This is a genomic window from Roseobacter sp. OBYS 0001, from assembly GCF_019654895.1.
Lineage (GTDB): Bacteria > Pseudomonadota > Alphaproteobacteria > Rhodobacterales > Rhodobacteraceae > Roseobacter > Roseobacter litoralis.
Map to the genome: position 1 here is coordinate 18,831 of NZ_BPES01000018.1, position 26,888 is coordinate 45,718.

Consider the following 26,888-nt stretch of genomic DNA (forward strand, 5'->3'; position numbering starts at 1 on the left):
CGCTGGAGCCTAAGGCATTCAAATGCTAGAGATATGACAGATGCCCTAAAAACACGACAAAAATATCTAAAATTTACCCTACCGGGATCGAAGAACGGCCAGATTAGGCAGCGGACTCATAAAACTCGATCCACAGCCTGACCGATGCCAGTTTGATCATCGATAGGAAATTGCGTGACGTCTTCTCGTATCGGGTTGCGATGCGGCGGAACGAGGCTTTCAGCCTGCCAAAGAAACGCTCGATTTTGTTGCGTTCCCGGTAGATTTCAGCATCAAATTCGGCGGGCAGTTTGCGGTTGGCCTTGGGAGGGATCACGTCGATAGCGCCCTGTTCCCAGATCAAGTCTCTGATCCAGTCTGCGTCGTATGCTTTGTCCGCGAGCACATGTTGGCCAGGTTGCAAATTATCCAGTAACGTCTTGCACGGCGGTGCGTCATGGGCTTGGCCGGGTGTCAATTCATATCGGATCGGCAGCCCATCCTGGTTGGTAAGTGCATGTATTTTCGTGCCTAATCCGCCCCGTGAGCAACCTAAACAGCGGCGCGGGTCTTTTTTTGAGAGTCGTGGCGGAATGATGCGCGCGTACGCTGGTCCCTCCGACCATCACTGTGTCCACGTTATGCGCGTCGGCGATGGCGTCCATGATCCGGTCCCAGTGGCCCGCATAGCTCCACCTGTTGAAGCGGTTGTAGACCGTTGTCGGTGGGCCGTATTCGCTGGGCAGATCGGCCCAAGGGATGCCGGTGCGCAGGACGTAGAAAATGCCGTTGACCACGCGGCGGTCATCTACCCGCTTCTTGCCGCGCGTTTTGTTCGGCAAAACAGCTTTGATGAATTCCCATTCCAGATCGCTCATGTCTGATCGCGCCACTTGCATCCTCCCACCCGTTGTTTGGACGAAATGAATCACAAACCTTTGCCTCTAAACAAAAATTAATGAGTGTGCTGCCTAGTTGCGCGCCTCTCCAAGATAAAGACTTACCTCTGGTAACTTTGCAATTCCAGCTTGACATAACGCTACAGGCGAACGTTTTTGTATGTATTTCAGCAAAACAACTGGAACGCTTCTAGGGTTTTGTGTAAGCGGTGTTTTGACCCGACCTTCCCCTTGAGTTTTTGATCTGCGATTCCAGCCCTTGTATTTTTGCGAGGGAGTTTCTCCATGGAGATATCCGATGAGTTTCTCACGGATGGCGATGAGGATCGTCGTAGGTGTCCGCGTTGGCCGCGCGATCTGAAGGCGCGGATCGTGGCTGAGACATTGGTTGATGGCGCGACGGTCAATGGGGTTGCAAGGCGTTATGGCTTGCGTCCGAACCATTTGTCGGAGTGGCGTAGGCAGGCCCGTGAGGGCAAGTTGGTTTTGCCGAACCTGGATGAGGTTGTGTTTGCGCCTTTGGTCGTTGCGGAACCGGAGGTATCGCGGCCGATGTCCGCTGAAGCGCCATCCGCATTGGAGACGATTGATCTGATCAAAGGCGATGTGACTGTCCGCTTGTCCTCGGCGACACCCGCACAGCGTATAGCTGAGCTGGTGGCGGTGCTGTGATCCATCCATCCCATGGGGTGAAGATCTTTGTGGCGACGAAGCCAGTGGACTTCCGCAAAGGTCATGATGGTTTGGCTGCGCTCGTGCAGAGCCACTTGAAGATGAAGCCCTTCGATATCGCCGTTTACGTATTCCGTGCCAAGCGGGCTGACCGCCTCAAGATGATCTGGTGGGATGGGACTGGGCTGGTGATGGCCTACAAGCGGCTTGAGCAGAACCAGTTCAAATGGCCCACCATCAAGGACGGAGTTTTGCGCCTCGACCCTGCGCAATTCGAGGCGCTGTTTGCCGGTTTGGACTGGCGACGTGTGACGTCTCTGGACGTGCCGTCTCCGGCTGCGGCCGAGTGACTCGGGGGGTGTTTTGGACGGGCGGTTATCGCCCTTTTTTGATAGGTCTGCGCTATGACTGCGCCGGACCAATTGCCTGACGATATCGATGCCTTGAAGGCGATGATCATCGCTTCGGAAGAGCGCAATGCGCGCAAAGATGTGCGGATCGAACGTCTTGAGAAGCTGCTGTCAGACTTCAAGCGCGCCCTGTTCGGGGCAAAGTCTGAGAGGGCCCATCCGGATCAATATCACCTAGCGCTGGAGGATATAGAGACAGCAATGGCTGCGGTGCATGCCGAAGACGAAGCTGTTGATCCGCCGAAGACAAAATTAGCCAAACGCAAACCTCGCGGCGTGCTACCCAAACATCTGCCACGTGTTGAAGAGGTCATCGCACCAGAAAGCACCACCTGCGCCTGTGGACATGAGCGTCACGTCATCAGCGAAGATGCGAGCGAGCGGCTGGACATTGTCCCCGCCCAGTTCCGCGTGATCGTCACCCGCCGACCGCGCTATGCCTGCCGCAAATGCGAGGGCAGCTTTGTGCAGGTACCGGCAGTGCCGCGTTTCATTGAAGGTGGCATGCCAACCGAGGCAACTGTTGCCACTGTCTTGGTCTCCAAGTTTGCTGATCACCAACCCCTGTTCCGCCAATCACAAATCTATGCCCGCCAAGGCGTCGAGATCGAACGGTCTACTTTGGCCTCATGGGTCGGTAAGGCAGCGCATGAACTGGTGCCGGTCTACGACGCGCTGCTCAGGCATCTGAAGACATCCACCAAACTGTTCATGGACGAGACACCAGCGCCTGTTCTTGATCCTGGCAGGGGCAAGGTGAAGAAAGGGTATTTCTGGGCACTGGCCCGTGATGATCGGGCGTGGACGGGGCCAGAACCGCCAGGTGTTGCTTTTACCTATGCACCAGGACGATCCGGCAAATACGCATCCCAAATATTGCACGGCTTTAGTGGCATACTGCAGGTGGACGGCTATGCCGGATACAACCGCGTGCTGGATCCACGGGACAATGAACCAATCCAACTGGCCTACTGCTGGGCGCACGCGCGACGGAAGCTCTATGAGCTGACCGAGAACAATGTCGCGCCCATTGCTGAGGAGGGTCTCAGGCAGATTGCGGCGCTTTATCGGATAGAGAGCAAAGCCCGCGGGCTGACAGCCGAAGAACGCCAGGCCATCCGGCAAGACCGATCCGCACCGAAGATTGCAGCGTTCAAAGAATGGCTCGATAGCTCACGTTCGCAGGTCTCTGCCAAATCCCCAACGGGTGAAGCCCCGAAGTACATCGCCAAATACTGGGACGGCTTGATCTTGTTCCTGACTGATGGCCGGATCGAGATGGGTAGCAACGCCGTCGAGCGCACCATCCGCCCCATCGCGAATGGTTGGTCATTATGCACCCCCTTTTTAAGTGCTTGTAAACATTGAAAGCTGCTGGTCGCTTTGTCTGCGACACGGGCGCTTTTTGCGGCGTAGTGCTTGTATTACCTGACCAGATTGTAGGTCTTCGGTCCTGATTTGGTAAGGCGCGCCATCGACAACCTGTTTTGCAGGCAGAATTGCGTCCTTGATCAGCCGTCGGATCACGTGATTGGTCACACCGAGCTCTTTTGCGGCCTCAGATATGGTGCGCCACGGGCTATCCTTGTCAGCGGAGAGGTAGCCGCGGATGTTGTTCACGCGCCTTATGGAGGACACGCGCTTTGCATTCCATGTTTTGTCCTGACCGGTGCGGATGCCCATGCGGTTCAGCGAGGCCGCAATGGATCCATCTGACCATCGCCCTGCCATCTCGCGGATGATCGCTAAGGCCTCCTCGCTGGTTTTTGCACCATGCTCGCCAGTCTTTGGTTTTTTGACCCGCAATTCCGTGTGTCGCCCGCCTTTCCAGTGGACGACCAGCACAATCTCACGGCTTGTGTCATCCACATCGGCGACGATGTCCTCGATCAAGGTCCGGAGCAGTTGCTGGCGAGCACGCATGCTCACCGTAGGTGCCTCCCATGCGGCTTTTAGATCCTGCGCCAATCCGTTCAATGCGCTTGGATCAAAGGTCTCGTGCGCGTCTGGAGAGCTCGCCATGCGTTCCTTGAAGGCTTGGACCCGCGAGAGAGCTTCCTCCCAGCGTTTCTCCAGCGTCGCGGCTATCAGGCGGTTCTCCGGGTCACACGCCGCATATCGACGTTCTGCAAGCGTGGCGTCATATTCCGCTTGCTTCAGTTCCAGCTCCAACAGCTGGCGTCGATCTTCCTCTGCATTGCTCATGTAGATTTGCGCCTGTAGCGCTGCCTCAATGGCCAGCGGGGCAACGGCTTGCAAAACGGCGCTAACAATGGGGGTCTCTGCGCGCGCACCACCGAATGTGAAGCACCGCTTTTGGCCCAAAAGCAGGTTGGGATTGTCACACCGATAGACAGGACGGTGTGTTCGGCCCGCATAGACAACGTGCAGCCGTCTCCCACATTTGGCACAGGACATGAGCCCGGCGAGCAAAGCTCGACCACCGCGGGCCGACTTTGTCCCACCGGCCTTGCCAAACGCATTGCGCGCGAGTTGCGCCTGATTGCGTTCATACGCCCCCAACTCGATATAGGCAGCGTGGTGGTCGTGGAGAACCACCTCCCAATCCTCGGGCGATTTGTGATTTTTGTAGCTGACATGGGCGCGGCCGTCCCTGATCTCCGTCTTCTTCCCAGTTTTACCATAAGCATAAACGCCTGCGTAGAACGTATTTTTGAGAATGCTGATGACATTGCGGTACCGGATTGGCTGCCACTCAAAAGATGTCAGCCGGATACCGTCCGATGGCCGTGGAAAATGGATACCCTGATCAGCCATCGACAACAGGACCTGTCTGGCGCTGCCAAGTTCTTCAAAACGAGTGAATATCCCGCGTATCACCTCCTGAATCCGCACGTCTGGATCAAACATGATCCCGACATCTCGGTCCCAAAGATAGCCAATCGGTGGGGTGTAGCGCAGTTCGCCACGCCTGGCCTTCGCACGGGCAGCGTCCAGCATCCGCGTTCGCAGTATCCCCAGTTCAAACTCGCTGATGCTGCCCTTCATGCCTAACAGAAGTCGGTCGTTCGGGAGGCGAGGATCATAAACGCCATCGTGATCCACAACGCGTGCCTCAACCATGCCACAGATCTCAAGAACATGGTGCCAGTCCCGTCCGTTGCGGGCCAATCGAGAGACTTCTAAGCAAAACACTGCACCAACTTCGCCAGAACAGAGAGCCGCAACCAAACGTTCGAATCCCGGTCGGACAGCGCTTCCACTCGCGGATATCCCGAGATCATCGTCGATGACATCTACCGCTTGGAAACCGTACTGGCGTGCAGAAGACACCAGGTCGTATTGCCGCCGTTGGCTCTCAAGATTGGTCATGACCTGGCTTTGTGTCGATTGCCGGACATAGACTATAGCCCGGCGCTGCAACAACGCAGGCGGCAATATTGCGATAGGTGTGAGGTCATTGTTACCCATCATTTGATCCCTCCTGTGTCAGGCTGGCCGCTTCCAGAAGCAATTGTGCAAGAGCCTGCCTCAGCATCTCTCGCTCCTGCTCGTTCATCGGGGCAGTCACTGGCGGATGAAATGGAAGAGGCAGTTGCGCCAGATTGGTTGTTCTGAGGGTGGTCATGTTCGGCTTCCTTCGATGAGTCGCTCTCATCAAAGCTTCGCCGAAAACCTTGCAATGTCAGAATTGAGGACAAATCCAGCAATCCGGCCACCGACACCTCCGGTGATCCCAATGTCATCAGCCCGCAAACTGTAGCATCCAGAACCCAGGCCGGAGCCATGACAGCAACGCCCGGATCTCGTTCAATCCCCACATACGTCCCATCGCCGCGCCGATAGGACCTATAGACTTTTACATTGGCACCAAAATATGCGTGCCACCTATACTGCACGCGATAAACTGACCCGACATGGGCAGAATGAACGGAAACTGGCCCTTCAGCGCAAGAACGCGCTCTTCGCGGGCCACGACGCCGGCGCCCAGAACTGGGCCATGCTCGCATCGCTCATCGAGACCTGCGAACTCAATAAAATTGAGCCACACAGCTACTTGAGCGGCGTGCTTACAGCCATCGTCAATGGCTACAAAAAAAGGACATCGACCAGCTGCTACCATGGAACTTTAAAGGCTGAAGCAACGCTTACCGCTGACATCGCCAAGTCAGAATATCACATGGCTGAAGTGTGGGTTTTCGGCAAAACGACCCCCTGTGATCAAAGCGCGGTTTTCACAGTGTCCAACACAGCCGCGAGCAGGGTTTCTGCGTTAGCGCTCTTCTTCGCCTCAATATAAACCCGCAGTTCAGGCGCATTTCCCGAGGGGCGGACGTGGATGACGTCTCCGTCTGTCAGTATCATGCGTAACCCGTCCGTCAGATCAAGGTGTGCCTCGTTCTTGCCCAGAGCTGACAGGAAATCAGCGCGGGCAGCGGTATCGTTCTGCCAGCGTTCGATCAGGGTACGGCTTTTGGCCGGGTCCACTTCCTGTAGCCGGTCTGCGACCGTAACCACGGGAGGCTCTTGGGCCACGCGAGCAGCTATACCTCCGCGCCCGGCATAAAGCGTCATCAGGATCGGCAGGGTGCAGTCGCGCGTCACGAGGGCAGGGAGGGGACCTGCGGGGGCCATCGCGTCGAACCCCAGAAGGAAGCCGCCGTTGGCTTCATAGCCTATGACCCGGCCCTGTGTCTCTTCCATCGCGGCGATGACATAGGGCGATCCGATTTGCGTCAGCTTGACCTCTTTGAAGCCCTTCTGGGTCACCCCACTATTCGAAGAAATCGGCGTTGCGATGACCTCTGCCCCCAAGGCTTGTGCTGTGATCTGGCCCAGAATGTCACCCGGCACCACGCGGCCCGTTTCATCCGCCAGCAGGGGGCGATCTGAATCGCCATCGGTCGACACGAGCGCGTCCAGCCCATGGGCCCGAACCCACGCCACGATCTGCGCGCGGGTGTCGGGGTCGACAGCTTCGGTATCGACGGGGATGAATGTGGCGGATCGGCCAAGCTCGACCACCTCGGCCCCCAGACCGTTCAGGATCTGCATCAGGTCATCCCGGCCCACCGCGCTATGGGTATAGACGCCGATGCGCCGACCACTAAGCGCCGCCGCGCCGAAGGCATTCACATAGCGCGCGACATAGGCCTGCGTGGCGGTGGTATCCGTTTCCAGCGTGCCGGGCGTGGCTGGTGGCGCAGGTGTTTCGCCCAAGTGCTGCAGGATCGCGGCCTCGTCCGCCTTGGTGATCTCTCCTTGCGTGGTATAGAATTTCAACCCGTTGCGATCGGCTGGGATATGGCTGCCGGTAACCATCACGGCCCCCGCACCCCGACCTTGCGCCGCCAGTGCCAGCGCAGGTGTGGGCAGGGCCCCGCAGTCGATCACGCGGATACCCCGCGTGCGCGCAGCCTCCATCACATCCCCTGCGATGCGCGGGGAGGAGGGGCGCAGGTCCTGCCCAACACACAGAATTCCGCCCGTATCGCAGGCGGTCAGAAACGACTGCACATGGGCGGTGATGAGCTCCGGCGTCATGCCGGTGACCAACCCGCGCAGCCCGCTTGTTCCGAATTTGACCGTCATGAGGCGCCCCCTAAAGCTGGCTCAGATAGGTGCCGTAATCATTCTTGGCGTATTTTTGCGCCTCGCGGGCGAGATCCTCGCGACTGATCCAACCCAGTTCAAAGGCAACCTCTTCGGGGCAGCCGATCTGTTGGCCTTGCCGTTTTTCGATGGTGCGCACGAAGTTGCCCGCATCGAGCAGGCTGCCATGGGTGCCGGTATCGAGCCATGCATAGCCGCGCCCCATCCGCTGCACGGTAAGGGTCTCTTCGGCCAGATAAATCTCCAGCAGAGTGGTGATTTCAACCTCACCGCGCGCAGAAGGTTTGACGGTGCGGGCTTTGGCGGGGGCGGTTCCATCGACAAAATACAGCCCCGTGACCGCATGGTTGGAAGGCGGCACCTCGGGTTTTTCGATAATCCCGCGCACCACGCCATCATCGTCGAAATCCACCACGCCGTAGCGCTGCGGATCGGCCACCTGATAGCCAAAGACGGTCGCGCCCATGGGCTGCGCATCGGCGGCAGCCATCAGGTCAGGCAGGCCCTGTCCGAAAAAGATATTATCCCCCAGCACCAGCGCCGAAGGGGCCCCGGCCAGAAAGTCCTCCGCCAGAATAAACGCCTGCGCGAGGCCATCGGGGGAGGGTTGCACGATATAGGTCAGTTTGATGCCCCATTGCGCGCCATCCCCCAGCATGCGCCGGAACTGATCCTGATCGCCGGGGGTGGTAATCATCGCGATCTCGCGGATGCCCGCCAGCATCAGCACCGACAGCGGATAATAGATCATCGGCTTGTCATAGATCGGCAGCAGTTGTTTCGACACACCCAGCGTGATCGGATAGAGTCGCGTGCCCGAGCCGCCCGCCAGAATGATGCCTTTGCGCTGTGTTTGGGGGGGGGTCATTAGGTCGTCTCCTCAGGTGTTCAGATCGCTCAGGACCCCGGCCAACCCTGTGCGCCAGTCGGGGCGCTGGATGCCAAATGTCGCTGTGGTTGTGCTGCAATCGAGGCGTGAATTCAGCGGGCGTTGCGCCGGGGTCGGGTATTGGGACGTGGGGATATCGGTGACATCGACGCTGAGCGCGCTTTGCGCAAAGATTTCGCGCGCGAAATCGGCCCAGCTGACATCCGGCGCACCGCTGAAATGATAGGTGCCCGATTTTGATGGGTCTTGGGTCAGCGCGCGCGCAATTTCCACACAAGCGGCGGCAATATCGCGTGCCGGGGTCGGCCCACCGATTTGATCCGCCACGATGGTGAGGGCGTCCCGTTCTGCCCCCAAACGCCGCATGGTTTTGACGAAATTGGCGCCATGGGCGGAAAACACCCAGGATGTGCGCAGGATTGCATGAGCGCCACCTGCCGCTGCGACACCCTTTTCCCCGCCCAGCTTGCTGGCCCCGTAGACGCCCAGCGGGCCGGTCGGCGTGTCCGGTTGCCAGGGCTTCTGCCCGGAGCCATCAAATACGTAATCGGTGGAGATATGCACAAAAGGGATGCCCCGCGCAGCAGCGGCCGCTGCCATCGCAGTCGGTGCCATGGCGTTGACGATCATCGCCGTGTCGCGGTCCTCTTCGGCTTTGTCCACTGCCGTATAGGCGGCCGCATTAATCACCGCATCCGCGTCACACCCGGCAATCACCGCCTCACAGGCCCCGGGGTCAGTCAGATCCGCCACGTCCCGTCCCAGACAGGACACGCCGTCGAAGCGCGCCAGTTCCATGGCCACCTGGCCTGTCCGGCCAAAGACGAGAAGACGCTTCACGCAGCGCCTACAGCATCTAACATGGCCAGATAGAGTTGTGACCCCCATGAGCGTGACCTGTCATAAATTAGATCGCAAACATCTGCTGTGCGCCGAACTAGCTCAGCATAGGTCGCGTCCTTCTCAATAAGCTCGGATAAACAAGCGCGCAGTGCCGCGCCGTCGTTTGCCGGGAACACCAGTGCGCAGGGGGCAAGCAGATCCTTGGCAGGTACGACAGAGCTGAGGACGCTGGGCACACCGTGCGATGCGGCCTCAAACCCAACAACGGCCAATCCTTCGTTAAAGCTGGTCATTGTTGGGCAGACGAGAAGATCAGCTTCTGAGATAGCCTGATGAATACCCTGCGCCGATAAGCGCCCCAGCAACTTCACTCGGGAACTGCCTAACGCTTCAACACGTTCCCGCAACGCAAAATCCGCACTCCCTGCCCCGGCAAAGCTTAAAGACAGGTCAGGATGGTCACGCATCAGGCTGGCAAATGCCTCAAGCAGCAGGAAAACACCTTTATTCTCCTCAACCCTTCCAATGAACAGCAGACGTCTGGCTCTTTGACGCGGTGTTTCCAAATATGTACTCGGTATTTGTGGACACACTAATCTGCCGGCGACCCGACCATCGGTCAACCCACTGACCTGCCGGGCACACTCGTTCGAAATACAAACCGCCGAGCTGGGATAAGTGGCTTGGCGCCGTAACAGCCTGTATTTGAGATTACCTTGGATTCCCACCAACGGACGCCCCATCGGCCAGAATGTGTTATGGATTGAAAGAATGACTGGGGCCCGTCGCGAAAGTGCAGGCCATGCCGTGGCAGGAACATGGGACGATGCAACGATTAAATGAGGCCTGAAGGCATCCATGGCTGCAAGCGTTGCACGAATGCGGCGTGATTGACCAAGTCTGTAACCAATGCGCCCACGGTAGCTGAGGGAGGGAAGACGCACAAACTGAAAAGGGTCAGTGCAATCAGATGGCGGCTCCACTTCGCAAAGAAGCTGCCCGTGCCCATCAAGCAGGGATGCAAGCTCATAGAACATTGTCGAGTACGCAAAAATCGGAACACGAGCATCAGTCTGCCCGTTCTTCCATTGTTCATAAGTGCCGACAACATCGCCAGGACCCGTGATATAGCTGATACGCAATTCGTCTGTTGGCATGAGGCCAAGGCGAGATCGCAGCATTACACCGGCCTCATCAGGCAGGCGCAGACAATCGATGCGGGATTTACTCTCACTCAAAGCCTTATCCTTTACCTATGCGCTTTCCAACACCCTCACGATCCTGCAGGGCGCGCCACCAGTCTTCGTTGTCGAGATACCATTGCACGGTTTTTTTCAGCCCCTCCTCCAGGGTAACGGAGGGGCGCCAGCCCAGTTCTGTGGCAATGCGGGTGGGGTCGATGGCGTAACGCAGGTCGTGGCCGGGGCGGTCGGTGACAAAGCGGATCTGGTCCGCGTATTGGGTCTTTTTCGGAATTTTAGTGTCTAATATGGCACAGATCATCCGTACGATATCGACATTTTTCACCTCGTTCTCCCCGCCGATGTTATAACTGCGCCCTAGCGCGCCCTTTTGCAGAACAGTGAGCAGCGCGTCCGCGTGATCCTCGACATAAAGCCAGTCACGCACGTTCAGCCCTTGGCCGTAGACAGGGATATCCTTGCCCGCCAGCGCGTTCAGGATCACCACGGGGATGAGTTTTTCGGGGAAATGGTAGGGCCCGTAATTGTTCGAACAATTGGTCATGACGATCGGCAAGCCGTAGGTCTCATGCCATGCGCACACAAGATGGTCGCTCGCGGCCTTGGAGGCGGAATAGGGGCTGCGTGGGTCATAGGGGGTTTCTTCGGTGAACTGTCCGGTCTCGCCCAAAGACCCGAATACCTCATCGGTGGAGATATGATGAAAGCGGAACCTTTGGGGCCTATCTTGGGCTGTCCAATAGGCGCGGGCGGCTTCCAGCAGGTGATAGGTGCCGGTGATATTCGTCTCGATGAAATCGCCCGGTCCGTCGATGGAGCGGTCCACGTGGCTTTCTGCGGCCAGATGCATCACCGCATCGGGTTTATGGGTGGCAAAGATCCGGTCGAGGGCCGCACGGTCGCGGATATCGGCGTGCTCAAAAACATAGGCGGGGTCGTCCGCGACACTGGCCACATTCTCAAGGCATGCCGCATAAGTCAGCGCATCAAGGTTCACCACATGGTGTCCTTGTGCAATTGCCTGCCGCACCACCGCAGAGCCGATGAACCCCGCGCCGCCAGTCACCAGAAGTTTCATTGCGCCCCCTCCCAGACGAACGGGCTGTCGAAATCCGCAAGCCCTTGGGCTGCAGCGTCTTTGTATGACAAAACAGGCTCTATATTGCCCAAACCCCAGTCGATTCCGATGGTCGGGCAGTCAAAGCGGACCGCTCCGTCACATTCGGGCGCGTAATAATCAGAGCATTTGTAGATGATTTCCGTCTCGGGCTGGCGGGTTGCGAACCCATGCAGGAAACCGGTGGGCACCAGCATCTGCTTGCCATTCTCATAGCTCAACTCTTCCCCAACCCATTGCCCATAGGTGGGCGAACCGCGCCGGATGTCGACAGCCACATCGAAAAACGCCCCACGCCCGCAGCGCACGAGTTTGGCCTGCGCATGGGGGGGAGATTGAAAATGCAGGCCCCGCACCGTGCCTGTCTGCATCGACAGGGAATGATTGTCCTGCACCCAGGTGAAATCCAGATCCTGCGCGGCCATCTCCCGCGCACTCCAGCTTTCGCTGAAAAACCCACGCTCATCCCCGAACCGTTTGGGTGTCAGAACAAAAACACCGGCCAATTTCGTCTTTTCAATCTGCAACTCTTTATCCTCGCCCTGATCAGGCATTCCATACACCGGGCATGGCGTTGGTTAAACAAGTATCCTTACCATGGGGATATCAGGGGCGGGCTCACGCGGGATGTGTGGGATCCGTTTACCTAAAATCCTCATCATTTGTCCAAACGCCGGTTTTGCGCCCCGGAACCCCATGGTTTCTCACCCTTCGTCAGAGGTGGAGTTGGCGTTTGTGTAAGCATTCAGAACGGTCCCGATAACGTTGGTCTGTTCGCTGATCTCACGCTCGCACGTGTCAAACTGGCTATAGCGGGTCGCATTGGCGCGGGCGACGATCAGCGCACAATCCACATTCTTGAGAAAAGCGCGGGTGTCGTCATTGACCAGCACGGAGGGCAAATCGAAGATCATGATATCAGGCGCATAAGTCGCCTCGATGTGGTCGATGACATAAACGGATTCCTCCGCCAGCAGCAGACGGGTCGGGTCGTTTTCTGCACTGCGGGCCATCGAAACAGCCACGTTTTCCCCGATCCGCAAAGCCTGTTCGCTGAACGCCGTGCGCCCGGCCAGCAGATCCCCGATCCCATGCGCGGGCTCTGCTTCGAAAAAGGAATGGACCGAAGGATCACGCAGATCGAGGTCCATCAAAATGGCGCGCAGGTCTTTCTGGCGGCCCAGCCCCAGCGCCAGATTACAGGCAGTGGTGGTCTTGCCCGAGTTTGGCATCGGGGAGGTAATGGCCAGTCGTTTCCAGCCGTTCTGGCGCATCTGCAACAAGACCTTGGTGCGCAGGATATCGAAAGGCGCGGCACTGGGTCCGGCCTGGCGGGTCACGATGCGCTGTTCACTCAGGTGTTTGTCGGAGACGTCAAAGGAGGACAGCCCTTCCCATAAAGCATCCTGAGGAAGGATCTTGCCCGTACTCTGCCTTAGGGCACTGTGCGGTTTTTCCCGGAATGTCCCCATGGGCGTGCCCCGGGCCTGACGTGCTTTTTCCAAAGCGGCTTGCAGTTTTTCCATACGCGACGTGACCTTTTACCTTACCCAAGCCCCAAACGGGCCAGACCCTTTTGCACAATCAGTTCCAGTGGTAGATACGTGCTGTCGATATACCAAAGAGCCAAAGGAACACTTATCAACACGAAAACCGTAGCACCGATGATGCTTGCGCGGCGGATCAGGCGGCGGCGGCGGCTTTCCATATAAGGAATGGTTGCGATAGGGGTGATATCAAAGCGGCTGACCAACTCTGCCGGACGGCGGATGGTCCGGTTGAGAAATTCAAGCAGGGCAAAATAGGCCCCCGCCAACCCGATGCCAACGGCAGCCCCCGCAATGGCGATCTTGGGCCGGTTCGGGCCGGTCGGCTCATTGGGAACGGTGGCGCTTTCGATGATGGTGATGCGCTGACCCTGTGCAGTGGTTTCGATCCGTTCACTCATCTGCGAGGCGTTCAGATTCAGCACGGCAGCATTGTAGCGGCTTTCGATGATCTCATATTCGCGCTCCAGCCCAGTCAGAATGATGCCATTGCTGGAACTGCGGGTGATCGCTTCCTGTAGCTGAGCCAGCTCGCCTGACGTGCTTTCGATGTCATTCCCGATAAAGCTCAGCCGGGTATCGATCTCGGACAATGTTGCGATCAGGATGGGGTCTTCGGCGGCCTCTTCATCTGCATTTGCAGCCACATTCTCTCCCTGTTCGGCGAGGACACTGGCCTCCAGCCGTTCGATCAGGGCACGCAGGCTGACGATATTGGGGTGTGTCTCGGAGTAGCGCGATAACTCCTGGTCGAGCTGGGCTTCCACCTGCTTCAAACGCTGTTCATCGGCACTGAGAGAAACCTGGCTTTCGCCCTGTCGGACCCTGCCCGTTGCCTCATAGATTCGAACGATATCCGCGCGTTGTGCCTCATAGACACTACGCTCGCGCTCCAGCCGTTCCAGCCGTTCTTGCAACAGCGTTTGCCGCCCCAGCCGGTAGCTCTGATTTTCGGGCAGGGCCGCAACATTGTCGGATTTAAACTGCGAAATCTCGGCGCTTTGCCGGGCCAGCTCTTCCTCCATACGCTGCACTTCCTGTTGGAAAAACTGCAAGGTGCCTGCTGCCCGTGCGATGCGGAAACTGGCGTTCTCGTCCAGAATAATGGTGACATATTCATTGACGACCGCCGCTGCGATCCGGCCGGAACGCGCCTCAAAGGAAATGCGCAGAACGGTCGCCTGATTGCGCCCCTCAGTGCGCCGGATGCGGGTGGCGGTGCGCATCGCTTGTTCGACCTCATCGGGGTCCATTGCACGCAGGTCTTCGAATACGTTCAGCCGGTTGGCGATATCGATCAGATTGGCCCGGGTCAAAAGCCGTTCCTGAATGATATCAAGCTGTTCCAACGCATCTGTCTGAATGGTCGAGCGGACCATTTCATCCGGAATTTGCGGTGCTTCGACCAGTAGGCGCGCCTCTGTGGACCATGTCTCGGGCAGCTTCAGTGCGGTGATGACCCCAAGGCCTGACCCGAGCAACACGAACAGCATCATCACCGGCATGCGGCGCACAAGAAGTTTCCAGTAGAATGCGATATCCAGATTCATTCTGCAGCCTTTTCAGGAAGATCCACCCGGTCGGTCAGGACCAGCAGCGGGGGGGCCGGTTTCAGGATCAGCCCGTCGCGGATCAGCTCGTTGAGGATCGGCTTGCCGACAACCGTATTGCCCGCACTTGCCGCATAGACCAGCGCGAGATCGCACAGCTTGTTGATCGAGCGCGGAATGCCTTCTGCCTCAAGGTGGATATGGCTCAGGGCAGGGGCGGTGATTTCATCCCCCGTGCCACCGACCCGTTGCAGACGGTGTTTGATATAGGCCACGCTGTCGGCGCGCGAAAAGGGGGCCAGATGATAGGTTGCGGTCACACGTTGGGCAAACTGGCGCAATTCGGGGCGTGAAATCAGATCGCGCAGCTCCGGCTGGCCGGCCAGAATGATCTGCAACAACTCGTCCTTGCCCGAATTGATGTTGGTCAGCATGCGCAGCTCTTCGAGCATCTCAGCGCCCAGGTTCTGCGCCTCATCGATGATCAGCACCACATGGCGCCCGGCGGCATATTCACTCACCACAAAGTTCTGGAAATGCTGGAACAGCGACACGTAATCCGTCTCGGATGGCAATGCGACATCCAGCGCATTCAGCACCCAACGCAACAGATCGCCCCGGTCCCCCTGCGCATTGGACACCAGCCCCAGCGTGATGTCATCCTCCACCTTGCGCAGCAAAGCCTGCAGCAACATCGTCTTGCCCATCCCAACCTCACCGGTCAGCATCGTCAAGGGCGCATGCGTCATAAGCCCATATTCCAAAACGGAAAAAGCGCGCGTGTGTGATTTTGACAGGAACAGGAAATCAGGATCGGGCGACAAAGAGAAAGGTCGCTCGCTGAAACCGAAATGTGTATTGTAAAGTTCAGCGGCCATAGCTCTGAAACTTTATCCTTATCCTGATACCGACAGCAAAGACGTAATCATCTTGCGTAATAGTTACCAGAAGGGGCTGTATTGCCAAAATAAGTGTATTTCAAGGCTCGCATCTCGCCAGATGTAGCATTGATGCCCTTAAATTTGATTCGAAAATACCGGCAGACAAGACCGACAATGACGAAGTTAATTCCTGTCGTCTGACAATTAACCACATCTACACCTAATTTTTTCTACCTCTGCGGGTAAAATGTTGATTTCAGCAAAAATTTCTATCAATTCTCCTAAAAATTTACCAAACAGCGCTCACTGGGCTATGCTTGAGCCCGGACAAAATGCTAACAATTGTTCCAGTCGTATCTGGAAGACTTTATTAGGCATTTTTGCGCATGTGTTCTGTAAGTCAAAACGATGCGCGTTGTGTGTAACAGTATTTGGAGCCGGGTCATTTCGTCCGGAAGTGTGTATGACATTACATTTTGCGCCGCATGTTGTGGAGATTGAAGAGCAGTCACAACAGATCCAGAGGCCCAAGGTGGCGTCCGGGCCCACCAAGGGCGTTTATCGGGACAAGATCAAGCGTTTCTTCGATATAGTGGCGACTTTGATCATAATACCTATTATATCACCTGTTATCGCGCTCATGGCTTTGATCATCGCGTTTGACGGACACAGCCCGTTCTACACACAATTGCGCGTCGGCAAGAATGGCCGGATATTCCGGATATGGAAGCTGCGCACCATGGTGCAGAACGCAGATGACCTGCTTGAAGCTCATCTTGCAGAAAACCCCGCCGCCCGTATCGAATGGGACACGACGCAGAAGCTCAAGAATGACCCCCGCATCACTTTCGTGGGCCGCGTTTTGCGCAAGACGTCCGTTGATGAGTTGCCCCAATTGCTGAACGTATTGAATGGTACGATGTCGCTTGTGGGCCCCCGGCCGATGATGGTGTGCCAACAGGCGGCCTATCCCGGCAAAGGTTATTACGGCCTGCGTCCCGGAATCACCGGCCCGTGGCAGGTTTCAGACCGTAACACGGTCAGCTTTTCAGACCGTGCCCGCTATGACGATGAGTATTATCAGACCGTTTCGCTCAAAACCGACGCCCTGTTGCTGCTGCGCACTGTGAGCGTCGTTGTCCGCGGGACGGGCTACTAAAGCGTTTGACGAAATACCTGAAATATCATGCGCCGCGTAACGCGTTGAAATCCTTGATTTCAGACAGCGTTGAGAGGTCCGGGTTTTTCGCATAACGCTATAGGCGGTCCGCAAATTGTGACCATACATGTCTGTCTGGCTCTGGCGTCTGAAACCGCACTGGCATAAACTTTTAAGACTCATCTTTTAAAGAGAGTTTTCAAACTGTGCGGAGAGTTGGATTGTTCAAGATTATTCCCATCATGCTGGTTGCGGTACTCACGCTCAGCGCCTGTAAATCATCCGAGGAACGCGCTGAGGAATACTACCAAAGCGGACTCGAGCTTATTGAGGCGGGCGATTACGAGCGCGGTATGGTTGAGTTGCGCAATGTTTTCGAATTCGACGGCAGCCACCGCGATGCACGCTTTCTGCTGGCCAACATCATGCTTGAGAATGGCAACATCCGCGGTGCTTATGGCCAGTTCCTGCGCCTTGCGGAACAATATCCGAATGATGCCGAAACCCGCATTCTGCTGAGCGAGATGGCTTTCAACGGCACCAACTGGGAAGAACTCGAACGCCACGGCACCAGAGCGGTGGAGCTTGCACCGGACGACACGCGGGCCAAGGCCATCGCCATTGCACTGGCGTATCGCACGGCTTCTCTGGCCAATGATGATCCCGCGCGCCGTGATCAGGGACGCGCAGCACAAGACCTGCTCGCGTCGCTGCCCGACAGTGTGATGCTGCGCAAACTGTTTCTGGACACGCTGGTGCGCGACGGTGACACAGAGCAGGCGATGGCTGAACTGGAATGGCTGATCGAACGTGAACCTGACAACATGCTGTATTGGCGCCAACGTCTCGGTATCCTGCTGCAGAACGGCGATATGGAAGGGATCGAAACACAGCTGCTTGAGATGGTAGACCGCTTCCCGGAGGATGTGGAAACCAAGCAGGCACTGCTGCGCTTTTATCTCTCCCGCGAGCAGAACGCCGAAGCAGAAGCTTTTTTGCGCAGGCTGGCCGATGCGGCCGCGCCCGGGGATAACACCCCCCGCGCCGATCTGGTGAACTATCTGCTACAGACGCAGGGGCCAGAGGCCGCCCTTGCCGAACTGGACGCCGCCATCGCCGAAGAGGAAGACCCCATTCCCTTCCAAACCGTGCGGGCGGGAATTATTTTTGGTCAGGGCGACACCAGCCAGGCGATTGCAGATCTTGAGGATATTCTCGCCGGCGCTGAGCCTTCGGAGCAGACCAACGATATCAAGGTCGCTCTGGCGCGCATGCTGCTGTCAACCGGCAATGAAGTTGGCGCGCGCGCGCAGGTCGAAGAAGTACTCGTCGCGGATGAAGGTCACCCGACCGCCCTCAAGATGCAGGCCTCCTGGCAAATCCGCGCCGATGACGCGGATGCCGCGATCAACAACCTGCGGCTGGCGCTGGATCGTGACCCTGAGGATGCACAGGCCATGGGGCTGATGGCCGAGGCCTATGCGCGCACCGGACGCCTTGAGTTGTCACATGATTTTCTGGCTCTTGCGGTGGATGCCTCCGGCAATGCTCCCGAGGAAAGCCTGCGCTATGCGCGGGTCCTGATTGAACAGGAACGCTATCTGCCCGCTGAGGATACTCTGATCCCAGCGCTGCGCCTCGCCCCACAAAATATCGAGCTGCTTTCCGCTCTGGGTAACCTCTATTTGCTGATGGAGAACATGGGACGGACCGAACAGGTGGTCAACACCCTGCGCGGGATCGAAACCCCTGCCGCGCAACAAGCCTCCACCCGGCTTGAGGCGCAGTTGATCAGTGTGCGCAACGGCGTCGAAGACGCGATCAGTTATATCGAAGGCATCGCCTCTTCTGATGATGCGACCCTGAACAGTCAGGTTGAACTGCTGCGCGTCCGTCTTGGGACAGGCGATGTTGACGGTGCCTTGCTGCTGGCCGAAGAATTGATCGCGGAAAACCCGGATAATCTGGCCTTGCGTGCCATTGTAGCCTCTGTCGAGGCGGCGGCAGGCAACCCCGAGGGGGCGGCGGCGATCTACCGCGAGGTTGTGACCGCAGAGCCACAAGCTGCAAATGTCTGGCTTGAACTGGCCCGGGTCACGCAACGCCTTGAGGGTGACACCAGCGCCAGCGCCATCGTCGACGAGGCCCTTGCGGCGGCGCCCGACAACGGCAATCTGCTTTGGGCAAGTGCCTCCTACAAGGAACGTGCCGGGGATATCGACGGTGCAATCGACATATACGAGTCGCTTTATGCGCGCGATTCAAGTTCTGTGATCGTGGCCAACAATCTGGCAAGCATGCTGACCACCTATCGCACCGACGAGGCAAGCCTTGATCGTGCATGGGCCGTGGCACGGCGTTTCCGCGACACTGAAATCCCTGCCCTGCAGGATACATTCGGCTGGATCCTGCACCGGCGCGGCGAAAGTGAAGAGGCCCTGCCCTATCTTGAAGGCGCAGCACAGGGCCTGCCCAACGACCCGCTGGTGCAATATCACCTCGGCAAAGCATATGAGGCGCTGGAACGTCCCGAAGATGCCTTGGCGCAGTTCCGCAAGGTCGTGCAGATTGCCGGCCCTGATGACCAGCGCGAGCAGGTGATCGAAGCCCGCGACCTCATCGCTGCCACGGAAAACTGATCGGTTGATCCCGGATCAGCGCTTTGCGCCTGCTCCTCCGTGGGGCGGGCGATCGGGTTGAAATCACGGATCCTGCGGGCCTGTGACGTCATAACTACATTTTTGACTAATTTTTACCTGAGCTTAATCAGTTCTTTTCATGCAGGAGCTGGCAATAGATGATGGCCCAAAGCTGCAATGGAGCAGAAACGACGATGCAAAATGTCAAAAATATTCTCATGGGGCTGGTTCTGGTACTGGTGGCCAGCATGGCGCAGGCGCAATCGGAGTACCGGGTGCAACCCGGTGACGGCCTGAACATCGAAGTGCTCGAAGACGCCAGTCTCAACCGGTCTGTCGTGGTTTTGCCCGATGGACGTTTCAACTTTCCCTTTGCGGGCACCGTGCGGGCCAGCGGTCGCACCGCTGTACAGATCCAAAGCGATGTGACGACCGCTATCCAGTCCAATTTTGCGAACCCGCCCACGGTTTTCGTCTCGGTCATTCCCTCCGCCTCGAATGTGCAGGAAGCCGCGGATGGCGACATGATCGACGTCTATTTTCTGGGAGAGGTCAACACCCCCGGCCTGCTTGAAGTCAAACCCGGCACAACCCTGTTGCAGGCGATTGCTGTCGGCGGGGGCGTGACGCGCTTTGCCGCCGTCAAGCGCATCCAACTGCGCCGCACGAACCGGCAAACCGGCGTGCAAAACGTCGTAACACTAAATTATAAGGCCCTGGCAAACGGGACCGCGAGCAATGTGATCGAGCTGAAGGACGGAGATGTCATTCTGGTACCGGAACGGCGTCTGTTCGAATAAGACCCATTCGCACAGGCACATCATGAATACAGGCCGCGCGCGCCACAAGGTTGGCGCGTTTGCAGCCCTGTGCGGCATCGGCATTGCCGCCCATGCCCAGGAGGCCCTGCCCCCCGGCATCACCGCCAGCTTCGATGTCACCCAGCGGCTTGAATACAGCGACAACCCCGATCTGGATATCGAGGGTGATCCCGATTTCTTTGGCCGCACGATCCTGGGCTTCAATCTGGAAAGTGCCACTTCCCTTCAAAACTTTTCCCTCGGCCTTGGCACCGATATCGAAGAGGGCCGCAATGACAAATCCAGCGTCGATCTCACGAATACGTTTCTGCGACTGGGCTATGACCGGGCCACGCGCAACGCCAGCATCGGAACCTCGCTGAGATACCGCGAATCCGACGCCACTACGACATTCTTTGATGATGATTTCGACAATGACAGCAACGCAATCGATCAGGACACCGGCACCCGGCAAAACTATGGCTTTGGGCTGATAGGTGCGATCGGGGTAGAAGCCCCCATCGGCGCCAGTTTCGACGTTGATTACAGTGAAGTCCGCTACAGCGGGACAGACGACCCCGATCTGACCGACCAGAGCACGTTGGATACCTCTGCACAGGTCAGTTTCCGCATCGACCCCCGCATCATCCCGCGGCTGACAGCAAAATATTTCAACTTCGACGCCCGGGGCGATGGGACCAATCGCGAAACAACCGGCTTTGGTGCGGGCGTCCTGCTGGAGTTTTCCCCCCTCCTCACCGGTGATTTTGAAGCAACCTATGACTCCATCGAGCGCACCGGAGATGAGGTCGCCACCGACGACGGGGTCAGCTTTAGTGCTGAGTTGACGCGGGATCTGACGAACGGGACACTGGGGGCGCGGCTCAGCTCCGAGGTGAGTTCCAACGGGGACGGGCGGCGCGGGTTTTTCACCGTCAACCGCGACATGGATCTGTCCCGGCGCGCGGCCCTGTCGTATTCGCTGGGCGGCACCCGCAGTGAGAACAGCAGCTTTGAACCTCTGGTCGATGTTGATTATGTCTATGCCCTGCCAACCTCGCAGATCAGCTTTGGTCTGTCGCAACAGTTCAACACCAACAGTGATAACGAAGAACAGATTAACACCACCCTGAATGCAGGCTACCAGCATCAGGTCAACAGCCTGTCGAGCATTGGTGCGGATTTCTCCCTCTTTGACCGCAACGAACTGGGGCCTCAGGCGGATGATGGACGGCGGGTTGATTTCAGTCTGTCCTACCAATACGCCCTTACCCGAGACTGGGGCCTCGTCAGCGGGGTGTCCCATATCCTGTCCACATCCGACAGCGAGGAGGATCGCAGTTCCAACACCATCTTTGTCGGGCTGCAAAGGAACTTCAGTTGGAATCCCTGATCACCCCCCTTGCCAAGCCATGACAGGGCTGTTCATTGTTGAACATGGCTAAGGATAGCGTCTTTTCATCCGCGCCCGGCCTTGCGCCGCGCACCAAGATCCCGGGCAGCAACGTTTTGCTTGTCCTGATTGCGATCTGCTGCGCGCTCGAATTCCTCCTGCAACTCAGTGATTTTGGCCTGGTCAGGCCAGAGCGGCTGCGGGGGATGGCCTATGAATACGGCGGCTTCTGGCCTGGACTTTTGAAAGACTGGAACCCCAATTTCGCCCTGCAACCCTACGCCATGTTTCTCAGCTATGGGTTTTTACATGGCGGCGTGATCCATCTCATCGTCAACATGTTCACCCTGTGGTCTTTGGGCGCTGCGGTGCTCGGCCGTGTCGGGGTGCGCGGGTTTTCCATCCTCTATGTTGCCTCGATCCTCGGTGGAGCCGCTGGCTATGCGGTATTGGCGCCCGGTCTACAGCCGATGGTCGGTGCCTCAGGGGCGCTCTTTGGCCTCGCCGGCGGAGTGTTGGCGTGGATGTATGTGGACCGCTTCACCTTTCAACAAGGCCTGCTGCCCATCGCCCAAGCCGTCGCCCTGCTGATCGCCCTCAACCTCATCCTGTGGTGGGCCATGAGCGGGCAACTGGCCTGGCAAACCCACCTGGGCGGCTTCATCGCAGGCTGGATCACCGCCCTCCTGATAGACCCCCGCCCCTTTGATCCGGAAGCTTCAAAAACAAGCTAACTGGATCACCCGAACCGTGCCCGCAGATACATCACATGCCTGACACTTTTGGCATCAGGGTGAGACGGCGATCTGCATTCGGCCGACTTCTGTACGTCCTGCTTCTGATACAGAAAACCGCAGATCCACTTTGCCTGTGAAGCCTTTGGACGGGGTATAGTGCCAACCTCCATCGCTATGACGGACAGTGCCCTGCGCCGGCCCTTCGATGATGGCATGGATCTGGTCGTTTTGCGGGGTGTTAAAGACCTGCGGCAAGGGGGCGGGCTGGCCTGCGTGGGTGGCCAGCGTCATGCTCTGCACAAAATTCTCGTTAAGGCCGCTGAACGCCCCTTGAGAGAGCGTGTAAAAAGACCCTGCATAGACATCCTTGAGGCCGTAAGCGCGCACCATGTAACGGGCATCTGCCACGGGCGCGGTATCCAGGAAAGTCAGGGCGGTTTGAGGGGTGCCCCCGTCCAGGGGTTCGAAATAGTCTTCAGGTGCCGCGCGCCAGATCCGGTAGCCGGTCACACCGCCGTCGGGGGACGCCTCCCATGACAGCTGCACCCCTGCGTCTGTTTGCTGTGTCCTCACCCGACCAGACGGGGCCTGGGGAAAGGCCCGCAGCGTCGGATCGCCCAGCAAGTTCACCCACACAGGGTTGCGCCAGAGGTAATTGCCGGTGGGAAAGTAATCCATCGTCTCGCGGTAGGGTGCGGCAGCCACGCCGTTGTTGACGGTGCGGCGGTGCACCTCTCCGATGGTACCGCCCAAGGCCATATGGTGAAGCCACCACGCAGGCCGCCCGCCCCAGCCCACGGCGAGCGGATACCATGGCTGCGCCAAGAGCGCTGTCATCGCATTGAAAGGGCGTTCGATCTTTTGCTTGTTGCTGCCGAAGTTGATCGCAAAGACCGCCTTGTTGGCATATTCCGCCGCATAGTCACTGCCTTTCCAATGCCCGAAGTCCACCCCCCAGAGCCAGGGTTCGCGCTCACCCACATCGTGATGTCCGCCTGCCTCAACCGCCTGTGGGCCTACGATGTTGCGCAGCCCATATTGCTCGGTGGTCAGGTGGTTGCTCTGGCCGTAGGCGCCGCGTAAATCCCCCAACAACCCCATGCGCCAGTGGTGGTTCTTGTCGAAATAAGCCCGCAACAGAGCCACTTCGCGCGCCTTGTCGCCCTCACTGACCGGTGACAGATCAATGCGCCCGATCTGCATTTCTATGGCATCACTAGGCAGGGTGTTTTCCAAAAGAACACCCCCGGGTGTCGCGCGCCATTGCCCGTCCATCTCAGCATAGAAAAGATCTGTCGCGTGGGGCTGTGCTTCGTGCCCGTCGGGACCCACTCGCCCGCTGAGAACAATCGGAACGTGGCCAATCAGAATGACAGTATGTTGCCCAAAGGGATCCTCCGAATACTGGCCCTGCAGCCATGTCTTGACCGCCAGCGCGGCCGTCAGGTTCCGCGGCAGATCTTTCAGATCACCACGCGGGGCGTCAAAGCGCTGCACCTGCCAGCCATCCCCCAGCAGATCACGATTGAAGCGCTGCAGGTGGGCATCCAGATCAGCGGCGATTGTTTCATCAACGACCAGATAGGCGGTGCCACGCGCCTCGGTGGCGGGGATCTCGACCCCGGTCGCCCAATAGCCCACGTCCACGATGTCACGCGCCGTGCGCATCACCTGATATTCGTAAGCCACGCCCGGCTCGGTCGTGTCATCGGTAAAGCGCAGGACCGGCCCCAAAGCAGGCCCCAGCGCTTGCCAGCTGTCCGCCCCCGTCTGCCCCAGAGTGCGGCGATTGACGATGACGCTGCCCACGCGCGGTGGATCCGCGTCAAACCAGCTCAGCTCTACCGCGCGGCCATTGGAGGCAATACTGCCATCCAGTGCGAGAGGTTTTTCCACAGATGTCTGCGCCGTCAGAACGGTCGCGCCAAACAAGACACTCAGGATAGTGGCGAAGATAAACACGCGCATTATTCCGCACCTTAGGAAAAAGATGCGAAATGTGCTACGGCTTTCGGAACCCGTCACGGGCAGAGATCACCCCCTTTGATAGGCCAGTTCCATGCTGATCGCTGAGATGCCAGAATTTGTCCAGATACCTGATGAACAGGCAGTCGCTTTGTTGGGTCTTGCACTAATTGCACATGACAGTGGGACACCTCGAAGAAAACGCGCTATCGGCAGCGGACGGCATTTATTGCGGTATGTCATGTTCCAGGCAGCTCTAGTCGCGAGCCATAACACCCGGGAATTAAACCCTTCGCAGACTGCCTATGCGTGATAGCCATTCAACTCGGGCTGGTCATCAAAGGTAAGCAATGGGGTGGATTGTCGAGGGAGCTCGACACAACCAAGCAGCGATTTTAGACACTGGTGTCTTTGCAATACGCCGATTGGCAATCTTGCGGCGTTCGCCCAGACTAAGGTGGAGGTAGCAGTGGCCTATAATCAAACTACATACAATTCAGTCGTTTGGTCAAGATGACCTGCTGCCCTGAAATGTCTGGTGTTTTGAGTTAGCCCTGTTCTCCAACAAGGAGACAGACGATGAAGAGAAGCGGTTTCAGCGAAGAGCAAATCATCGGGATATTGAGGGAGCACCAGGCTGGGCTTGGTGCGAAGGAATTGTGCCGCAAGCACGGTGTGAGCGATGCTACATTTTACAAATGGCGATCCAAGTATGGTGGCATGGAAGTGCCTGACGTGAAGAAGCTGAAGGGCCTTGAGGCGGAGAATGCCAAGCTCAAGAAGTTGCTGGCTGAGCAGATAATGGATGTGTCCACTCTCAAGGAAATGCTGGGAAAAAACTTTTGAGGATGTGGCCATTTCCGCCATTGGTCCGAGGACAATGGACGCATGATCGCGACGCAATGCTGCGGCCTGGGCCATGAAAGAGAAGCGATACAATCAGAAGCGCGCCTGCGCGTTAGCTGGGATCGATCCGCGTGTTTATCGTCGGACATCCCAGCGACCAGCGGATACTGGTCTGCGGGATCGGTTGAAGGAGCTGTCGTCTGAGCGGCGACGCTTTGGATATCGACGGCTGCATATCCTGCTGAAACGCGAAGACTGGCACGTGAACTGGAAGAAACTGTATCGGATTTACCGCGAAGAAGGATTAACAGTCCGTAAACGGAGCGGTCGCAAGCGTGCGGTGGGCACCAGAGCACCGATGGCAGTCCCACAGGGGCCGAACCAGCGGTGGTCGCTGGACTTCGTGTCCGACAGCCTGTCGTGTGGCCGCAGGTTCCACATTCTCAATGTTATCGACGACTTCAGCCGCGAATGTTTGGCTGCTGTGGTCGATACCTCTCTGTCTGGTGACCGTGTGGGTCGTGAACTGGACCGCATTGCTGAGATGCGTGGATATCCATTTATGGTGGTCAGCGACAATGGAACCGAACTGACATCGAATGCGATCCTGAAGTGGCAAGAAGACCGCAAGGTTGATTGGCATTACATTGCGCCCGACAAGCCCATGCAAAACGGTTTTGTGGAAAGCTTCAACGGACGCATGAGAGATGAATGTCTGAATGAGCATCTGTTCGACAGCCTAAGTCATGCCCGCAATCTGATCGCAGCGTGGCGCACCGACTTCAACAAAAGCCGCCCGCATTCCAGCCTCGCTGGCCTGACACCGTCGGAATATGCTAACCGGTCAAAGAAAGACCAAAACCTGAACAGAGCTAACCAATAAACGCGGACTCTAAGGGGAGCAGGTCAAAAAAATTACACTTCATTTGTAAATCAACCCAAATTAAACTCAAAACACTATAATCCACGCTCGATCTTTGTGCATTAATAATTCTAATTTGGGAAGAACCCGTGGCGCATAAGTTATTACGTTTTTCGCTTGTAGCTGGTATAGGATTTTACGAAGCCACCACTGCGCTCTACCATCATATTGCTGTTTGGAAACATCTGGCGCATACGCACTTTCGGTATTACGACTGTTCCTTCGATCATCTCCGCCCATTTTGGCAAGCGACGTCGCCAACTGCGCATGAAGGCTTTTTTGACAGGAGTAGGATAAAACCACCAGAACGGCATGTTGTTGTGAGCTTCGATGGGAAACCACACCGAAGGAGTTTGGACCCAATGTGCTGGCGCTAACCTATGAACCTCAGATGCGAGACGGTTCTCATTTTCTTCGCCTCCTACATGCTCGATTACTGAATTCGAGAATGCGATATCGAAACTTTGGTCGGCGAAGGGAGCAGCGCAGGCATCTCCTTCAAGTACGGTAATTTTGTGATGCGACGATCCGTCATAGGGCGGATTGTAGCCAGGCAAATTTAAGATAGTGATATTCATTACTGCAGAAACATTGTCCCAGAACTCGGGTGCCCCTCCAAGATCTACGATTCGCTCACCGCCTTTTATATCCATGACAGCCATGAATTTCTCGGCGCGCCGCGCGCGGGAGCGTCGCGAAAACCATAGTTTCAGTTTGGACACTCTATGAAAAATGAAATAGCCCATGTCTAGCACCTATTTTATATTAGTAATTAGATCCCAGACGCTAGCACTGTGATTGTAAATTTTTTGACGCCGATACACAAGTTTGTCACTTGACAACATGGGGTTGCGCTATCCATGA

General features: G+C 57.2%; 22 protein-coding genes and 4 pseudogenes. 11 read left to right on the forward strand and 15 right to left on the reverse strand.

Features of this window, described 5'->3' with window-relative positions:
* Positions 1–103: 103 nt before the first annotated feature.
* Positions 104–878 (reverse strand): annotated as a pseudogene (locus K5Q35_RS21180) (IS5 family transposase).
* Positions 879–1,163: 285 nt separating this feature from the next.
* On the opposite strand from K5Q35_RS21180, the gene K5Q35_RS21185 reads away from it, so the two are divergent.
* From K5Q35_RS21185 to K5Q35_RS21195, 3 genes and pseudogenes are all read left to right on the forward strand, one after another.
* A complete protein-coding gene (locus tag K5Q35_RS21185; RefSeq protein WP_220801256.1) occupies positions 1,164–1,550 on the forward strand; it encodes a transposase in 387 nt (128 codons plus the stop codon).
* Positions 1,551–1,579: 29 nt separating this feature from the next.
* Positions 1,580–1,900 carry an IS66 family insertion sequence element accessory protein TnpB gene (tnpB, locus tag K5Q35_RS21190; protein WP_220801257.1) on the forward strand — a complete coding sequence of 107 codons (321 nt, stop codon included), beginning with the start codon at positions 1,580–1,582 and terminating at the stop codon, positions 1,898–1,900.
* 54 nt (positions 1,901–1,954) lie between these two features.
* Positions 1,955–3,322: pseudogene (locus K5Q35_RS21195) on the forward strand (IS66 family transposase); the annotation flags it as partial.
* Here K5Q35_RS21195 and K5Q35_RS21200 read toward each other — a convergent pair.
* Both K5Q35_RS21200 and K5Q35_RS21205 read right to left on the reverse strand, forming a co-directional pair.
* On the reverse strand, positions 3,308–5,395 hold the full coding sequence (locus K5Q35_RS21200) for a recombinase family protein (protein ID WP_220801258.1): 2,088 nt from the start codon (positions 5,393–5,395) through the stop codon (positions 3,308–3,310). The pseudogene K5Q35_RS21195 and the gene K5Q35_RS21200 sit on opposite strands and share 15 nt — an antisense overlap.
* Positions 5,385–5,549 (reverse strand): hypothetical protein, encoded by a 165-nt coding sequence (locus tag K5Q35_RS21205; protein ID WP_158308131.1) that lies wholly within the window; start codon positions 5,547–5,549, stop codon positions 5,385–5,387. Before K5Q35_RS21205 ends, K5Q35_RS21200 begins: the two co-directional genes overlap by 11 nt.
* Positions 5,550–5,852: 303 nt before the next feature.
* Between K5Q35_RS21205 and K5Q35_RS21210 the strand changes: the two are divergent.
* Positions 5,853–6,061 (forward strand): annotated as a pseudogene (locus tag K5Q35_RS21210) (transposase domain-containing protein); the annotation flags it as partial.
* An 81-nt stretch (positions 6,062–6,142) separates the two neighbouring features.
* Here K5Q35_RS21210 and K5Q35_RS21215 read toward each other — a convergent pair.
* From K5Q35_RS21215 to K5Q35_RS21255, 9 genes are all read right to left on the reverse strand, one after another.
* Positions 6,143–7,513 carry a phosphomannomutase gene (locus K5Q35_RS21215; RefSeq protein ID WP_220801259.1) on the reverse strand — a complete coding sequence of 457 codons (1,371 nt, stop codon included), beginning with the start codon at positions 7,511–7,513 and terminating at the stop codon, positions 6,143–6,145.
* Between the two features lie 10 nt (positions 7,514–7,523).
* Positions 7,524–8,402: a glucose-1-phosphate thymidylyltransferase RfbA gene (gene rfbA, locus K5Q35_RS21220; protein ID WP_220801260.1), complete on the reverse strand. Its 879-nt coding sequence runs from the start codon at positions 8,400–8,402 to the stop codon at positions 7,524–7,526.
* A 12-nt stretch (positions 8,403–8,414) separates the two neighbouring features.
* Entirely contained in the window at positions 8,415–9,263 is an 849-nt protein-coding gene (rfbD, locus tag K5Q35_RS21225) for a dTDP-4-dehydrorhamnose reductase (protein ID WP_259650624.1), read from the reverse strand.
* Positions 9,260–10,504, reverse strand: a complete 1,245-nt coding sequence (locus tag K5Q35_RS21230) for a glycosyltransferase family 4 protein (RefSeq protein ID WP_220801262.1) — start codon at positions 10,502–10,504, stop codon at positions 9,260–9,262. Before K5Q35_RS21230 ends, rfbD begins: the two co-directional genes overlap by 4 nt.
* Before the next feature lie 4 nt (positions 10,505–10,508).
* A complete protein-coding gene (rfbB, locus tag K5Q35_RS21235; RefSeq protein ID WP_220801263.1) occupies positions 10,509–11,546 on the reverse strand; it encodes a dTDP-glucose 4,6-dehydratase in 1,038 nt (345 codons plus the stop codon).
* Positions 11,543–12,112: a dTDP-4-dehydrorhamnose 3,5-epimerase gene (rfbC, locus tag K5Q35_RS21240; protein ID WP_308443359.1), complete on the reverse strand. Its 570-nt coding sequence runs from the start codon at positions 12,110–12,112 to the stop codon at positions 11,543–11,545. Before rfbC ends, rfbB begins: the two co-directional genes overlap by 4 nt.
* Before the next feature lie 177 nt (positions 12,113–12,289).
* Complete coding sequence (locus K5Q35_RS21245) at positions 12,290–13,111, reverse strand: CpsD/CapB family tyrosine-protein kinase (RefSeq protein ID WP_220801265.1); 822 nt, start codon at positions 13,109–13,111, stop codon at positions 12,290–12,292.
* A 20-nt stretch (positions 13,112–13,131) separates the two neighbouring features.
* Positions 13,132–14,682, reverse strand: a complete 1,551-nt coding sequence (locus tag K5Q35_RS21250) for a chain length-determining protein (RefSeq protein WP_220801266.1) — start codon at positions 14,680–14,682, stop codon at positions 13,132–13,134.
* Positions 14,679–15,560 carry an ExeA family protein gene (locus tag K5Q35_RS21255; protein ID WP_220801267.1) on the reverse strand — a complete coding sequence of 294 codons (882 nt, stop codon included), beginning with the start codon at positions 15,558–15,560 and terminating at the stop codon, positions 14,679–14,681. Before K5Q35_RS21255 ends, K5Q35_RS21250 begins: the two co-directional genes overlap by 4 nt.
* A 466-nt stretch (positions 15,561–16,026) precedes the next feature.
* On the opposite strand from K5Q35_RS21255, the gene K5Q35_RS21260 reads away from it, so the two are divergent.
* The 5 genes from K5Q35_RS21260 to K5Q35_RS21280 all read left to right on the forward strand — a co-directional run bounded on the left by K5Q35_RS21260 (position 16,027) and on the right by K5Q35_RS21280 (position 22,288).
* Positions 16,027–16,722, forward strand: a complete 696-nt coding sequence (locus K5Q35_RS21260) for a sugar transferase (RefSeq protein WP_220801268.1) — start codon at positions 16,027–16,029, stop codon at positions 16,720–16,722.
* A gap of 221 nt (positions 16,723–16,943) precedes the next feature.
* Positions 16,944–19,361 carry a tetratricopeptide repeat protein gene (locus tag K5Q35_RS21265; RefSeq protein WP_259650625.1) on the forward strand — a complete coding sequence of 806 codons (2,418 nt, stop codon included), beginning with the start codon at positions 16,944–16,946 and terminating at the stop codon, positions 19,359–19,361.
* Between the two features lie 194 nt (positions 19,362–19,555).
* Complete coding sequence (locus tag K5Q35_RS21270) at positions 19,556–20,161, forward strand: polysaccharide biosynthesis/export family protein (protein WP_220801269.1); 606 nt, start codon at positions 19,556–19,558, stop codon at positions 20,159–20,161.
* Positions 20,162–20,183: 22 nt separating this feature from the next.
* The gene (locus K5Q35_RS21275) at positions 20,184–21,554 is read left to right on the forward strand and encodes a hypothetical protein (RefSeq protein ID WP_259650626.1); all 1,371 of its coding nucleotides are present in this window, start codon (positions 20,184–20,186) and stop codon (positions 21,552–21,554) included.
* 44 nt (positions 21,555–21,598) lie between these two features.
* A complete protein-coding gene (locus K5Q35_RS21280; protein ID WP_220801271.1) occupies positions 21,599–22,288 on the forward strand; it encodes a rhomboid family intramembrane serine protease in 690 nt (229 codons plus the stop codon).
* Positions 22,289–22,342: 54 nt separating this feature from the next.
* On the opposite strand, the gene K5Q35_RS21285 is transcribed toward K5Q35_RS21280, so the two are convergent.
* Positions 22,343–24,259 carry a hypothetical protein gene (locus K5Q35_RS21285; RefSeq protein WP_220801272.1) on the reverse strand — a complete coding sequence of 639 codons (1,917 nt, stop codon included), beginning with the start codon at positions 24,257–24,259 and terminating at the stop codon, positions 22,343–22,345.
* A gap of 91 nt (positions 24,260–24,350) precedes the next feature.
* On the opposite strand from K5Q35_RS21285, the gene K5Q35_RS22995 reads away from it, so the two are divergent.
* The gene (locus K5Q35_RS22995) at positions 24,351–24,569 is read left to right on the forward strand and encodes a transposase (RefSeq protein ID WP_220801273.1); all 219 of its coding nucleotides are present in this window, start codon (positions 24,351–24,353) and stop codon (positions 24,567–24,569) included.
* Positions 24,570–24,593: 24 nt separating this feature from the next.
* Here K5Q35_RS22995 and K5Q35_RS23000 read toward each other — a convergent pair whose 3' ends face one another.
* On the reverse strand, positions 24,594–24,740 hold the full coding sequence (locus K5Q35_RS23000) for a helix-turn-helix domain-containing protein (RefSeq protein ID WP_220801274.1): 147 nt from the start codon (positions 24,738–24,740) through the stop codon (positions 24,594–24,596).
* Between the two features lie 95 nt (positions 24,741–24,835).
* On the opposite strand from K5Q35_RS23000, the pseudogene K5Q35_RS21300 reads away from it, so the two are divergent.
* Positions 24,836–25,985 (forward strand): annotated as a pseudogene (locus K5Q35_RS21300) (IS3 family transposase).
* Between the two features lie 143 nt (positions 25,986–26,128).
* On the opposite strand, the gene K5Q35_RS21305 reads toward K5Q35_RS21300, so the two are convergent.
* Positions 26,129–26,770, reverse strand: coding sequence for a class I SAM-dependent methyltransferase (locus K5Q35_RS21305; RefSeq protein ID WP_220801275.1), 642 nt, complete (start codon positions 26,768–26,770; stop codon positions 26,129–26,131).
* Positions 26,771–26,888: the final 118 nt, after the last annotated feature.

What these genes read in the sequence shown, in the direction of transcription:
- K5Q35_RS21250 (WP_220801266.1), bottom strand. Translation starts at nt 14,682, where the DNA reads ATGAATCTGGATATCGCATTCTACTGGAAACTTCTTGTGCGCCGCATG.
- K5Q35_RS21285 (WP_220801272.1), bottom strand. Translation starts at nt 24,259, where the DNA reads ATGCGCGTGTTTATCTTCGCCACTATCCTGAGTGTCTTGTTTGGCGCG.
- rfbB (WP_220801263.1), bottom strand. Translation starts at nt 11,546, where the DNA reads ATGAAACTTCTGGTGACTGGCGGCGCGGGGTTCATCGGCTCTGCGGTG.
- K5Q35_RS21280 (WP_220801271.1), top strand. Translation starts at nt 21,599, where the DNA reads ATGGCTAAGGATAGCGTCTTTTCATCCGCGCCCGGCCTTGCGCCGCGC.
- K5Q35_RS22995 (WP_220801273.1), top strand. Translation starts at nt 24,351, where the DNA reads ATGCTGATCGCTGAGATGCCAGAATTTGTCCAGATACCTGATGAACAG.
- K5Q35_RS21205 (WP_158308131.1), bottom strand. Translation starts at nt 5,549, where the DNA reads ATGACCACCCTCAGAACAACCAATCTGGCGCAACTGCCTCTTCCATTT.
- K5Q35_RS21260 (WP_220801268.1), top strand. Translation starts at nt 16,027, where the DNA reads ATGACATTACATTTTGCGCCGCATGTTGTGGAGATTGAAGAGCAGTCA.
- K5Q35_RS21255 (WP_220801267.1), bottom strand. Translation starts at nt 15,560, where the DNA reads ATGGCCGCTGAACTTTACAATACACATTTCGGTTTCAGCGAGCGACCT.
- K5Q35_RS21245 (WP_220801265.1), bottom strand. Translation starts at nt 13,111, where the DNA reads ATGGAAAAACTGCAAGCCGCTTTGGAAAAAGCACGTCAGGCCCGGGGC.
- K5Q35_RS21185 (WP_220801256.1), top strand. Translation starts at nt 1,164, where the DNA reads ATGGAGATATCCGATGAGTTTCTCACGGATGGCGATGAGGATCGTCGT.
- K5Q35_RS21215 (WP_220801259.1), bottom strand. Translation starts at nt 7,513, where the DNA reads ATGACGGTCAAATTCGGAACAAGCGGGCTGCGCGGGTTGGTCACCGGC.
- K5Q35_RS21305 (WP_220801275.1), bottom strand. Translation starts at nt 26,770, where the DNA reads ATGGGCTATTTCATTTTTCATAGAGTGTCCAAACTGAAACTATGGTTT.
- K5Q35_RS21200 (WP_220801258.1), bottom strand. Translation starts at nt 5,395, where the DNA reads ATGATGGGTAACAATGACCTCACACCTATCGCAATATTGCCGCCTGCG.
- K5Q35_RS21270 (WP_220801269.1), top strand. Translation starts at nt 19,556, where the DNA reads ATGCAAAATGTCAAAAATATTCTCATGGGGCTGGTTCTGGTACTGGTG.
- rfbA (WP_220801260.1), bottom strand. Translation starts at nt 8,402, where the DNA reads ATGACCCCCCCCCAAACACAGCGCAAAGGCATCATTCTGGCGGGCGGC.
- K5Q35_RS21275 (WP_259650626.1), top strand. Translation starts at nt 20,184, where the DNA reads ATGAATACAGGCCGCGCGCGCCACAAGGTTGGCGCGTTTGCAGCCCTG.